At 63.8% G+C, this 12,752-nt stretch carries 11 protein-coding genes; 10 read left to right on the forward strand and 1 reads right to left on the reverse strand.

Annotation, left to right across the window (positions count from 1 at the left end; genetic code table 11):
* The first annotated feature begins 65 nt into the window (after positions 1-65).
* Together NKJ91_RS12400 and NKJ91_RS12405 are read left to right on the forward strand one after the other, a co-directional pair.
* Positions 66-1,223, forward strand: a complete 1,158-nt coding sequence (locus NKJ91_RS12400) for an LLM class flavin-dependent oxidoreductase (protein ID WP_352455780.1) — start codon at positions 66-68, stop codon at positions 1,221-1,223.
* The gene (locus NKJ91_RS12405) at positions 1,223-1,705 is read left to right on the forward strand and encodes a flavin reductase family protein (RefSeq protein ID WP_023674185.1); all 483 of its coding nucleotides are present in this window, start codon (positions 1,223-1,225) and stop codon (positions 1,703-1,705) included. The genes NKJ91_RS12400 and NKJ91_RS12405 overlap by 1 nt, the downstream gene beginning before the upstream one ends.
* Here NKJ91_RS12405 and NKJ91_RS12410 read toward each other — a convergent pair.
* A complete protein-coding gene (locus NKJ91_RS12410; protein ID WP_352455781.1) occupies positions 1,690-2,757 on the reverse strand; it encodes a LacI family DNA-binding transcriptional regulator in 1,068 nt (355 codons plus the stop codon). The two genes, NKJ91_RS12405 and NKJ91_RS12410, sit on opposite strands and share 16 nt — an antisense overlap.
* A gap of 111 nt (positions 2,758-2,868) precedes the next feature.
* Between NKJ91_RS12410 and bglB the strand changes: the two genes are divergently transcribed.
* The 8 genes from bglB (at position 2,869) to NKJ91_RS12450 (ending at position 12,723) form a co-directional block, all read left to right on the forward strand.
* Positions 2,869-3,969 (forward strand): beta-galactosidase BglB, encoded by a 1,101-nt coding sequence (gene bglB, locus NKJ91_RS12415; RefSeq protein WP_352455782.1) that lies wholly within the window; start codon positions 2,869-2,871, stop codon positions 3,967-3,969.
* Complete coding sequence (gene kduI / locus NKJ91_RS12420) at positions 3,966-4,799, forward strand: 5-dehydro-4-deoxy-D-glucuronate isomerase (protein ID WP_352455783.1); 834 nt, start codon at positions 3,966-3,968, stop codon at positions 4,797-4,799. Before bglB ends, kduI begins: the two co-directional genes overlap by 4 nt.
* Positions 4,796-7,315: a hypothetical protein gene (locus NKJ91_RS12425; RefSeq protein ID WP_502903578.1), complete on the forward strand. Its 2,520-nt coding sequence runs from the start codon at positions 4,796-4,798 to the stop codon at positions 7,313-7,315. Before kduI ends, NKJ91_RS12425 begins: the two co-directional genes overlap by 4 nt.
* Before the next feature lie 89 nt (positions 7,316-7,404).
* A complete protein-coding gene (locus NKJ91_RS12430; protein WP_352455784.1) occupies positions 7,405-8,673 on the forward strand; it encodes an ABC transporter substrate-binding protein in 1,269 nt (422 codons plus the stop codon).
* Positions 8,670-9,692, forward strand: a complete 1,023-nt coding sequence (locus NKJ91_RS12435; protein ID WP_502903579.1) for a carbohydrate ABC transporter permease — start codon at positions 8,670-8,672, stop codon at positions 9,690-9,692. The genes NKJ91_RS12430 and NKJ91_RS12435 overlap by 4 nt, the downstream gene beginning before the upstream one ends.
* A complete protein-coding gene (locus tag NKJ91_RS12440) occupies positions 9,689-10,741 on the forward strand; it encodes a carbohydrate ABC transporter permease (RefSeq protein WP_023674192.1) in 1,053 nt (350 codons plus the stop codon). Before NKJ91_RS12435 ends, NKJ91_RS12440 begins: the two co-directional genes overlap by 4 nt.
* A 7-nt stretch (positions 10,742-10,748) precedes the next feature.
* On the forward strand, positions 10,749-11,837 hold the full coding sequence (locus NKJ91_RS12445; protein ID WP_023674193.1) for an ABC transporter ATP-binding protein: 1,089 nt from the start codon (positions 10,749-10,751) through the stop codon (positions 11,835-11,837).
* Positions 11,838-12,132: 295 nt separating this feature from the next.
* Positions 12,133-12,723, forward strand: coding sequence for an MFS transporter (locus NKJ91_RS12450; protein WP_352455785.1), 591 nt, complete (start codon positions 12,133-12,135; stop codon positions 12,721-12,723).
* Positions 12,724-12,752 lie beyond the last annotated feature (29 nt).

Here is a 12,752-nt window from a genome sequence, read left to right on the forward strand (position 1 = left end):
AAGCCTTATTCGCAGCTCCGGACCTCTTTGAAGAATGGCCCGAGCTTCTTTTTTGAAGAGTGGCAATGAGCATCGTCCCAATCACCTCGCCGGATCTCGATGCAGCCGAAGTCTCGTGGTTCGCCGCACTCTGCTCGGACGACTATCGCTATCTCGGTGTGCCGGACGGCGCGTTGCGCTCGAGCTGGGCGCATTGCTCCGAGATCGTGAAGACGTCCGAGGAACTAGGTTTCCGCAACATCTTGTGTCCGTCGTCCTATCAGGTCGGCCAGGACACGCTGAGCTTCGCAGCCGGCTGCGCGCCGATCACCTCGAAGATCAATCTGCTCGCCGCTGTGCGCTGCGGCGAGATGCAGCCGATCATGCTGGCGCGCACGATTGCGACGCTGGATCACATGCTGGAAGGCCGGCTGACGGTGAACATCATTTCGTCGGACTTTCCGGGCGAGACAGCCGACAGCGCCTACCGTTATCAGCGTTCGCGCGAGGTTGTGCAGATCCTGCGCCAGGCCTGGACCAGGGACAGCATCGATTTCGAGGGCGAGGTCTATCGCTATAAAGGACTCTCGACGGCGCCAGCGAAGCCCTATCAGCAAAATGGCGGCCCGCTGCTCTATTTCGGCGGTTATTCGCCCGACGCGCTCGAGCTTTGCGCCGAACAGTGCGATGTCTACCTGATGTGGCCGGAAACCAGGGAGGAACTTGCCGGCCGCATGAAGGCCGTCCACGAACGCGCCGAGCGCCATGGGCGGACGCTCGACTACGGCCTGCGCGTCCACATGATCGTGCGCGATACCGAGGCCGAGGCAAAGGAATATGCCCGGGAGCTGGTTTCGAAGCTGGACGACGAGCAGGGCAGGGCGATCCGCGAGCGCGCGCTCGACGCCCGATCGCTCGGCGTATCGCACCAGGCTAGGAACCGCCAGATCGCCGATGCCGAAGGCTATGTCGAGCCGCATCTGTGGACGGGCGTCGGGCGCGCGCGCTCTGGTTGCGGCGCGGCGCTCGTGGGCTCGGCCGATCAGGTTCTGTCGGAAATCGAGACGTATATGAAGATGGGGATCCGCGCCTTCATCTTTTCCGGCTACCCGCATCTCGACGAGGCGCGTCATTTCGGCACCAAGGTGTTGCCCCAGCTCAAGACATGCTCGCTCCCGCACGCCTATGGCCGTGTGCCGGAACGGACCCCGGCGACACCATTGGGAACGGGGGAGCGCCGCTGATGGAGCATGTCGTGTGCGATCCACGCCTTTTGCGCAATGCCTTCGGGCGCTTCGCCACCGGCGTCACGGTCGTCACCACCGGCACGGCCGACGGCCCGGTCGCAATCACTGCCAACAGCTTCTCATCAGTGTCGCTCGATCCGCCGCTGGTGCTCTGGTCTATCGGCCGCCACTCGCGCCGGTTCGAAGCCTTCGCCAATTCCGCGCACTACGCCATTCACGTGCTGGCGGAAGATCAAATCGATCTGTGCTGGCGTTTTTCGAAGTCGGGGACGGACTTTGCCGATCTTGACCTGTCGTGGAGCGAGCACGGCGTGCCATTGCTGCCGCGCGCACTGGCGCGGTTCGAATGCAGCGTCGCCGACCGCTTCCCGGCTGGCGACCATATGATCCTGCTTGGACGTGTCCTTGAACTGCAGACGCAAGAGGGTTTGCCGCTGCTCTTTGCTGGCGGCAAGTCGCGCGCTCAAGAGGCCAGTTGATGACCGCCGGCGCCGCTTCGGGCTGGTGCCGTCGACTGGCGCACCACGAGATTGCAGGCAAGTTCGACGCGACGCGGCGGCGACCCCGAATGGGCCATATCGTCGAGCAGCAGGCTAAGCGCCGCCGATCCGATCTCGCGCATGGGAATGTGCATCGCCGTCAGCGGCGGGTTGCAGAAGGCAGCGAGCGGCAAGTCGTCCATACCGACCACGGACACATCGCCAGGCACCGAATATCCGGCCTCCTGGACGCCGGCGATGGCACCAAACGCCAAGCTGTCGCCGGCCGTCAGCACGGCGGTGAAATCGAGGCCACGGGCCGCGATGCGCTCGGTCACGGCCCTGCTCGCAAGTTCCGGCAGCCAGTCCTGCACCTCGACCACGAAGTCGTCGAAGCCGGCAATGCCGGCCGTGATCAGCGCGTCGCGCCAACCTTCATAGCGCCGCTCGATCGTGCGCCGGCCACGCCGCATCAGGAACAGGATGCGGCGGTGGCCGAGGCCGATCAGATGCTGCGCCGCAAGCATGGCGGCAGAGCGATTGCAGGGCGTCACGCTCGAATGGCGCATCGAGGGATCGTCGCCGTTGACGAGCACGATCGGCTTGGCGAATCCGGCTGTCAGCGTCAGCACATCGTCATCGTCCAGCGTCAGAAACAGGCAGCCGGCGACGCTGTCGTCGCGCTCGGATTCACGCAGCAGCGCGATTTCGTCCTCGGGCGCCGAAACCGGCCGGGTCACGAGTTCGACGCCCAGCAACCGGGCGCGCTCGTTGAGTCCATCAAGGACATGGTAGGTGAACTGATTGCGGGCACTGTCCACCATTGCCACGCTGCTTGCGGCCAGGATGACCTTGCGGCCGGCAACCGAGGCGGGAATGGCATAGTTCATCGACTTCGCCGTTTCGATGATCCTGGTGCGAAGCTCGTCCCTCACGCCGCCGACACCGCTCAGCGCACGGGAGGCGGTGCTGACCGACACGCCGCAACGCGCCGCGATCTCCTCAAGTCGAATGCGGCGGCTGGGGCGGCCGCGCTTGCCCTGGATATTCATCCGCTCCGTCATCTCCGGCAAAGTCATCCGATTAATGCAAAAAATTTTCAGATTGCGCAAGAAAAATGGCTGTGAAACAGTTCTGATGAAGCGGGAGAAACGGGAGGAGTGATGCCGCTATCGGCCGAACGCCTGAATTCCGTGCTTGCCAGCCTTGTGGCCGGCATGACCGGCTTGCGTCATGACGGGCGGTTCCATGAGCCGAATCTCGACGGCACGCCGGGCGACTATGTCAGCTTCGACAGCTGGGAATGGCCGCAAGGCGTCGGGCTCTACGGGCTGGTTCGGCTGTGGGCGCAGACCGGCGACGATCGGCTGCTGCAGACGATCGAGGCCTGGTACGACCGACGCATCGCTGCCGGTCTCCCTGCGATGAACGTCAACACCGCCGCGCCCCTTTTGGCGCTAAGCGAATTGTGGCGGCGCCGGCGCCAGCCGCGCTTCGAGCCGGTGCTGCGCGAATGGGCCGAGCGCGTGGCCACCGCCTTGCCGCGGACGCCCGAAGGCGGTTTCCAGCATGATGTTTCGGACCGGGTCAACGACGACGAATTGTGGGACGACACGCTGTTCATGGTGGCGCTGTTCCTCGCATCCTACGGCCAGGCTGCCGGCCAGCGTCGCTTCGTCGAGGAAGCAGAAAGGCAATTCCTGGTCCACGCCCGTTATCTCGCTGACCCGGCATCAGGGCTGTGGTTTCACGGCTGGACGTTCGCGGGACGGCACAATTTCGCCCGCGCCCGTTGGGCGAGAGGCAATGCCTGGATTACCGTCGGCATCCTGGAACTGGTGGAGTTCGCCGAAATTGCACCTTCGGTCCGGGCCTATCTGCTCGGCGTGCTGGACACGCAGATCAACGCCCTGCTCGAGGTGCAGGCAGGTTCGGGCGCATGGCACACTCTGCTCGACGACCCGACGTCTTACGAGGAGATTTCCGCCACGGCCGGCTTCGGCTACGGGTTGATGAAGGCCGCGCGGCTCGGAATCGGCTCGACAGAGTGCCGTGCCGCCGGGCTCCGCGCCTTGGAAGCCGTGGTGGCCAACATCGATGACAAAGGTGTGGTGGCGAACGTGTCCTATGGCACACGCATGGGCGCCGACCTGCAGTTCTATCGCGATATACCCATCCATCCGACGGGCTACGGGCAGGCGCTGGCCATTCTGTGCCTGACCGAAGGGGCGCGGCATCTGCAGTCGAAGGTGGAGGCGGCATGATGCGGACGCTCTATGGCGCGTCGCCGGGCGATATTGCCGGCATGGACACGGACCGGCTGAGGGCCGAGTTCCTCGTCGACGGCTTGTTCCGGCCTGGCGCGATCGAATTCGTCTACACCCATGTCGACCGCATGATCGTCGGTGGCGCGGTGCCGCTGGCCAACCCGCTGGCATTCGGCAACGGCGCCGAAGTCGGCACCCCGCTCTTCTTTGACGCGCGCGAGATGGGCATCGCCAATCTCGGCGGCAATGGCGCGGTCGCGGTGGACGGCCGGCGCTTTCACGTGGCTAACCGGGACATCGTCTATGTCGGACGCGGAGCGCGTGAGGTGACGCTGGAGAGCGACGATCCGGAGAGGCCGGCACGCTTCTACATGAACTCGGTGCCGGCCGGCGCCGATGTTGCGCACCGTCTCATCGTCAGCAGCGAAGCCAAGCCGCTTGTGCTCGGCGAGGAGGCCCGCGCGAACAGGCGCACGCTGCGCATGTACATCCATCCCGAAGTGGCCCCGTCCTGCCTCTTGCTGATGGGGATCACCGACCTCGCGCCGGGCAGCGTGTGGAACACCATGCCGCCGCATCTGCATGAGCGGCGCATGGAAGCTTATTGCTATTTCGACCTCGCCGAGGCCGACCGTGTAATCCATCTGATGGGTCGGCCAGACAAGACGCGCCACTTGATGGTCGCTGACGGCGGCGTCGTCCTGTCGCCTGCCTGGTCTATCCATATGGGTGCCGGGACCGGCCCCTATGCCTTCGTCTGGGGCATGACCGGCGAGAACCAGGCCTACACCGATGTCGATCCAGTTGCCGTGAAGGATTTGCGATGAGCGAGGCCGCGCAAAGCGTTCGGACGGACTTTACGCTGCGCCGGCCGCTCATGGCGGGGCAGCCAATCGTCTATTGGCGGCTCGGGTCTATCGCCGAGCAACGCTACGACGTGGCCGACCAGCCCATGCAAGGCGAGATGGATCCCTTCTTCTTCCTGACCAAGCACAAGAATTTCATTCCCCATGAATATCCGTGCCGCACGCAGTTCGCAGCGGAACGACGCGGCAAGCGACCACAGGTCAGCGCCGAATTCGGCGCCGAGCGCATCTGGCTGCCCTTCGCCTCGCCGCGCATCGACCTATCGGGCTTCTGGTTCCGGCCGACGGTGCTTGGAACCTGGGCCGAGACCACCATCGAGGCGGCCTCGACTGGCGAGGCGCTGGTGCGGCTGCGCACATGCGGCGGCGCCACACTCTTTGCCAATGGCGAGGAAGCCGGCTGGATGGCGCCCTACGGCCGCAATCTGGAAAGTGCAGAGCACTTCAAGATCGCGCTGCGGGCCGGCCGTAACGACATTCGCGTGTGGTTCGACGATCTCGCAGAGCGCGACGCCCGCTACTATTTCCAGCTCGATTATCTATCCGGTCCGGCTGCTTCGGTGGCACTGCCGATCGAAGTCGAGAGCGGCGTTGCCGATGCGATGGAAGCAGCCCTTGACGACATGCATTTCGACCGTCCCGCCTATGACGGCGGCGAGGTGGCGCTCGTCACCGGCGTGGCCCTGCCGCGCGACGCGCAAGTCGAGATCGAGATCGAAGGCGATTTCATGTCGATCGAGACGCCGGTGCGCTTCGCCTTCGATCTGCCGGCGGGCCAGACGCGGCTGCCGATCGCCGATACCGAGCAGCTGCCGGCCGACTTTCGCCATTTCAAGGTGGCGCTGACCGTCGCAGACCATGCCGTATCGCGTGTCTTCGGCGTCGAGATATGCCACGCGCGCCGTCAGGGCGATGCGCCGGAAACGCTTACCGCGCGTATAGATGAAGCCCTGCGCGAGGTCGCCGGTCACGCCGAGACCGATACGGTGCGCGCGCTGGCGCGCCTGGCGATCGGGCGGCAGGGCGCCGAGACCGACGCCATGATCTCCGGCACGCTGCCGGCGATCGAGGATTGTCACGATTGCGCCGACTTCATCCTGGTGCCGCTGCTGTGGTGCCGCAAGGCCTATGGCGATCGGCTGGAAGCGAGCCTGCGCGCGCGCGTCGACAACGCCATCCTCGGCTATCGCTACTGGATGGACGAGCCCGGCAATGATGTGCAGTGGTACTTCTCCGAGAACCACGCGCTGCTCTTCCACACCGCCGCCTATATTGCCGGGGGCCTGTTGCCTGATGTGCGGTTCGTGCGGTCGGGCCGCCTTGGCCGCGAACAGTCCGCGGTTGGAGCCGCGCGTGTACGCGCCTGGCTCGACCATTTCGAGGCATGGGAGATGGCCGAGTTCAACTCGGCGCCTTATTTCCCGATCGACCTCAAGGGCCTGTGCGCGCTCTACGCGCTGGCCCCGGACAAGGACATCGCCGAACGTGCCGGCAAGGCAATCATACGCCTGCTTGAAATCGTCGCCCGCTCGGCGCATCGCGGCATCCTCACCGGGGCGCAGGGCCGCTCCTATGAGCACACGCTGCGCGCCGCGCGTTCCCTGGAATTATCCGGCATCTGCCGCATGCTTTGGGGCAAGGGCAACTACGGCATGCGCTTTCACGCGCTGCCGCAGCTGGCATTGTGCCTGCGGGATCACGATTTGAGCGTTCCGGACGGGTTGGCAGCAATTGCTTCCCTCACCGACGATACGGCGTGGGAATGGACTTTTGCGCAGGGACAAGATCGCTTCGCGCGGCTCTACCACTACAAGGCGCGCGACCATGCGATGGGGAGCGCCGCTGGCTACCGCTGGACCCAATGGGGTTATCAGGAGACCGTCATTCACGCCCGGCTGGGCAAGAATCCGGATGCGCAGATCTGGATCAACCACCCCGGCGAAGTGCTGCAGTCGGGATATGGCAGACCATCATATTGGGGTGGCTCAGGCACGTTGCCCCGGCTTCACCAATACCGCGACCTCGCCGTCGTCAGCTTCTCCTGCTCGGATGAACAGCCCGACTTCACGCACGCCTGGTTTCCCGCACGTGCCTTCGATGCCGTGCAAGTGGGTGGCGATCGGGCGTTCGCGCAATCGGGCGACGCCTTCGTCATGCTGAAGACGGATGTGCCGCTCATGCAGGTAGTGGCCGGCCCGACCGCCGGCAACGAGCTGCGGGCGGCGGGACGCAGGACGACATGGATCGTTCGCCTCGGTGATCGGAATGCCAATCTGCCGGCCCTCGACGCCTGGACTGCCGTTTTTGGGGACCTGTCGGTGCGGCCAGGTACCGACGGCGAGTTGATCGTCGAGGATCCGGAATACGGCACAGTGCATTTCCTCGCTGACGCAAGGATCGTGGCTGAGGGACGTACACTCGATCCGGCCAACTGGACCGTGCGCGGTGAGGCGATGCGCATGAAGCACAGAGAGTAGGGAGGAGATCGGCTGCGACGCTCAAGAGGAGGAGGGCGTAGCAGGCTTGAACCATCGGGGCGCCGCCCCGCTAAAGGAGGAGACGAAGCATGAATAAGACCCGCACTTTGCTGGCCGCGCTATCGGTCAGTCTGCTCGCATCGACCAGCGCGTTTGCCGGCGACCTGCGCATCATGTGGTATTCGGACGGTGTCGAGGGCGATGTCATCCAGGACATTCTGAACCGCTTCATGAAGGACAATCCCGACATCCACGTCACGCTCGACAACGTCGCCTACAAGGTGATCCAGGAGCAGTTGCCCATCCAGCTCGAAGCCGGCCAGGGTCCGGACATCGCCCGCGTCACAAACATCAAGGAGCTTGCCCAGCACTGGCTCGATCTCAGGCCACTGGTGGCCGATCCGAAATATTGGGAGGACAATTTCGCTGACACGCTGGACTGGATGCGCCCCGACGGCTCCAACGCCATCCCGGGTTTCATGACCCAGCTCACGCTCACCGGCGGCTTCGCCAACAAGACGCTGTTCGAACAGGCCGGCGTGCCGCTGCCCGGTGACAAGGCGACCTGGGACGACTGGATCAACGCCGCCGCCGAGGTGGCGAAGAGCCAGCAGCTTCCGGCTGCCTTCGCCATCGACCGTTCCGGTCACCGCATTTCGGGCCCGAATGTCTCCTTCGGAGCGAACTATATCGGCCCCGATGGCATGCCGGCGAAAGTGGACGACGGCACCAAGGCTTTCGTCGGCAGGCTCGTCGACTGGACCGCCAAGGGCCTGATGCTGAAGGATACCTGGGTTTCGGCGGCAGGCTCGACCTATCGCGCGGCCGCCGACGACTTCATCAACGCCCAGATCCCGTTTTATTATTCGGGCAGCTGGCAGGTCGCCAATCTGTCGACCAAGATCGGCGACAGTTTCGACTGGGTGGCGACCGGCTCGCCTTGCGGTACCGCAGGCTGTTCGGGCGTGAAGGGCGGCGCGGCGCTGGTCGCCATCAAATACACGAAGAATCCCAAGGACGTCGCCAAGGTCATGGATTATCTAGCCCGTGAAGACGTGGTAAAAGAGTTCAGCGAGCGCACGCTGTTTCTGCCCGCGCACAAGGGCGTCGTAGACAAGGGCGGGCTGAAATGGGTCTCGGCCGACAAGAACGTCGGTCCGGCGCTCGACAAGTTCGTCAAGGCGGCGGGTGAAACCCTGCCGGCGGCCGATGCACTGCCGCCGTGGAAGTGGGCCAACGCTTACTTCGCCGCGCTGGTGACGCGCGTCAGCCAGGTGATGGCCGGCGAGCTCAGCCTCGACGATGCCTGGGGCAGGATCGACCAGGATATCGCCGACAAGGTTGCCGAGGCGAAGTGACCGCCGCCGCGACACTGAAGGCATGGATTGGCGCCGCCCTCGCGGCGCCGGTCGTGTGGCTGGCGTCGATCGTCAACGTGCCGCTGAAGTTCTGGCAGCGAGCCACGGGCACCGGCGGCATGGCCGCGTTCTTCCTCGCCCCAAACATGGCGATCTTCGGCATTTTCGTCCTGGTGCCGATGATCATCAACTTTTTCTATTCGGCCACGTCGGGAACGGCCTACTTCCTGCAGGACCGAACCTATGTGGGGCTCGAGCAATATCAGCGCCTGCTCGATTGCGGCAACTACCTGGACACTGCCACTTGCCACGAGGATCTCTTCTGGAAGGCCGTGCACAATACCGGCCTGTTCGTCGTCGTGCAGGTGACGCTGATGACGGTCGTGTCGATGGCGACAGCGTTGATCCTCAACCGCGAGATCGTCGGGCGCAGCTTCTGGCGCGCGGTGTTCTTCTTTCCGGTGCTGCTGTCGCCCGTCGTCACCGGCCTGATCTGGCGTTGGATCCTGCAGCGCCAGGGCCTGCTCAACCTGATCGTCCATGATCTGGGCGGCGAGCCGCACAACTGGCTGACAGATCGTTTCTGGGCTTTCACCGCCGCGGTCAGCGTTTCGGTTTGGGCACATATGGGCTTCTATACGCTGATCTTGCTTGCCGGATTGCAGGCGATCCCGCGCGACCTTTACGAAGCGGCCGAGATGGACGGCACGAAGCCGGCGCGGGTGTTCTGGCGCATCACGCTGCCGCTGCTGATGCCGAATCTGCTTGTCGTCATCGTACTGGCGCTGATCCGCGCTGTGCAGATCTTCGACGAAGTCTATGTGCTGACGGGTGGAGGGCCGGGAACCTCGACCCTCTATATCACGCAGTACATCTATGAGATCGGCTTCGCCTCCCTGCTGCGCAATCCGGGGCTGGCTTCGGCGGCTTCGATCCTGATGGGGTTGGTGCTGGTCGTGCTCACCTTGGTTCAGCTGCAGGTCGGACGCCGGGGTGAGCGGAAAGGAGCCCGCGAATGAGCGGCGTGATGACATTCCTGACCCGCCGGCGCGGCGGTCGCGGCTGGCACTGGACGGATATCGTGAGCTGGCTGTGGCTGCTCGGCGGCGTTGTCATCATGTTCGGCCCGGCCGTCTGGCTGGTGGGTTCGTCATTCAAGACGCCGGCACAGCTCGCCGAGTTCCCGCCGACCATAATGCCTTATGTCAGCCAACACGCGAGGGTCGAAGGCTACGACAAGCCGCTGACCCTCTACAGGGTGAAGTTGCCGGATGGTTCGACCAAGGTGCTGGCCGAGGTGCGGCGCATCGGCATCGTGGCGCAAATGGTGGATCCGCAGGCGCCGAACGATATCGTGAAGGTCAACATCGCCGACCGGCAGCCGGTGCGCGAAATCGGATTCGCGACGGAGAATTACACCGAGCCCTTCGTCCATTTCGACTTCCTGCGCTATCTGCGCAATTCGGTTTTTGTGACGGCAATGGCAACGCTGATCACGCTGCTCACCAATTCGATGGCCGCCTTCGCCTTGTCGAAATACAAGTTCCGCGGTCGCGATCTGACGATGCTTGTGATCGTCGGTACGCTGATGGTGCCGCTGTCGGTCATCCTGGTGCCGCTCTATTCGGTGGTGGGCGCCGTCGGACTGCTCGATTCGCTGTGGGGCGTGATCTTGCCGACGGTGGCTACGCCAACCGGCGTCTTCCTGCTGCGCCAATATATGCTGACCATCCCCGACGAGCTGCTCGATGCGGCGCGCATGGACAACGCTTCCGAATGGCAGATCTACTGGCGCATCGTATTGCCGCTTGCAGCACCGGCGCTCGCCGTGCTGGCGATCTTCTCGGTCGTCTGGCGCTGGAACGACTTTCTGTGGCCGCTGGTGGTGCTGTCGCGCAAGGAACTCTACACACTCCAGGTCGGCCTCAACACCTATGCCGGCCAGCTAAACGTGCAGTGGCACTACATCCTGGCGATGACCGTGGTGACGATGATCCCCGTCGTCCTCGTCTTCGTCTTCCTGCAGCGTTACATCACTTCCGGCATTGCCGGCACCGGGCTGAAGTGAGGATGTCATGGGACGGATAACGCTGACCAACATTGATCGCGCTTACGGCAAGATGAAGATCTTGCACGGTATCAACCTCGACGTCGGTGACGGCGAGATGCTGGTCCTCGTCGGCCCGTCGGGTTGCGGCAAGTCCACGCTGCTGCGGTTGATTGCCGGGCTCGATCGGCCGACCGACGGCAAGGTCGAGATCGACGGGGTCGACGTCACCAACGTTTCGGCCGCGCAGCGCGGTCTGGCGATGGTGTTCCAGTCTTACGCGCTCTACCCGCACATGAGCGTGCGCCAGAACCTCGCCTTCGGGCTTGAAAACATTCGTATGCCGAAGGCCGAGATCGACGCGCGGATCACGGAAGCGACGCGCATGCTGGAAATTGCTCCCTATCTAGACCGCCGGCCCGGCCAATTGTCGGGCGGTCAGAAGCAGCGCGTGGCGATCGGCCGTGCGGTGGTGCGCAATCCGACCGCCTTTCTGCTCGATGAACCGCTGTCCAACCTCGATGCTGAACTGCGCATCACCATGCGCGCTGAACTGGCGGGCCTGCACCGGCGGCTGGCAACCACGATGGTCTACGTCACCCATGACCAGATCGAGGCGATGACGCTGGCGGACCGCATCGTGGTCATGCGCTCGGGGCGGATCGAACAGGTCGGCCGGCCGCTCGATCTCTACAACGCGCCGGCCAACCTGTTCGTCGCCGGCTTCATCGGCGCGCCGCGGATGAACCTGCTGCCGGTGAAGGTGCGTTCGGCAAGCGGCGCCGAGGTGCGTGTCGAAGGTCCAGGCGGGCTGTCGGCCTCGATCGCCGCCGACGGGGTCGCGCTGAAACCGGGAGACGACGCGACGCTTGGCATCCGGCCACACGACATCCAACTTTCGAATGGCGGCAAGGGATCGGTGGAAGCGCGGGTAACGCTGGCCGAGGCGTTGGGACCGGAAACAGTTGTCCACGCCACCATTGCCGGCGACAGCAAACTGATCGCCGTTCTCAAGCAGCAGGGCGTTGAATCGCAAGGGCCGCCGATCAACCTCGCTCTGCCGCCGGAGCGCATGCATCTCTTCGATGCCGCCGGGCTGCGTGTCGCACCGCGTTAGCCGGCGGCAAGATAGCGGGTTGTTTTCATGACTGTCGCAACTGCCGCACAGCGAACGCGTGTTGCGCGCGCTTTTCAAAATAGGTGAACGCTAAGACAACCGAACTCTTCAAGAGGGCGCTCTCTGCGATCATTGCTGCCACGGGATGATCCGGAATTACTTCAAAGTGGATTTCTCGTAGGCGGTCTTCGGCAATACGGAGGTCCGCGCCGGCACGTTCGCGCGCCTGAGGAATCCGGCTGACTGATAATACGACCTGTGCTGAGGTTCAGTACGAACTACCGATCAGGTTCTGTTGTCCGGCTTCGTCATCCAAAGGACCGGGATGCGCCCGATCACGCTTGCGCCATTTGGCATTCTGCTCTTCGCAGGCGCCATGTGGCTGCTGTCCGCTTCGACGAGCGGTAGCGGATCACCGGACCTGACCCTTGCTCTGCTGCTGCGAGGATTCGGCCTCGGCCTTCTGTTCGTGGCACTGACGCTGGTTACGCTGCAGGGCCTTGCCGCCAATGCGCTGCCGTTTGGCATCGGGCTATTCAACTTCGGCAAGCAGGTGGGCGGTCTGACCGGCACAGCCCTCTTGCAAACGTATATTGATCACCAGAATGTCCACAACCGGACGATACTGGCGTCCCACCTCGTCAATGGCGATCCAGCCGTAGACCAGCGCTTGAGAGCAACTGCGAATGCTCTGGCGAACAGTGTCGACAGCACTGCGGCGACAAAGGCCGCCCTGCCGCTGCTGCAGCGCGCGCTTGAGAAGCAGGTCGCCACGATCTCGTTCGACGAAGCTTTCTTCGCGCTCGTCCTGCTGTTCGCGGTCGCTGCGCCCTGTCTCATTGTCGCCAAACAATTGCTCGGCCGCCAAGCCGCTCCGCAGAACTAAAACCGCGTCCACGCCCTATACTTTGGAAC

Source organism: Mesorhizobium sp. M0040, assembly GCF_040323505.1.
In the GTDB taxonomy this organism is placed as follows: domain Bacteria; phylum Pseudomonadota; class Alphaproteobacteria; order Rhizobiales; family Rhizobiaceae; genus Mesorhizobium.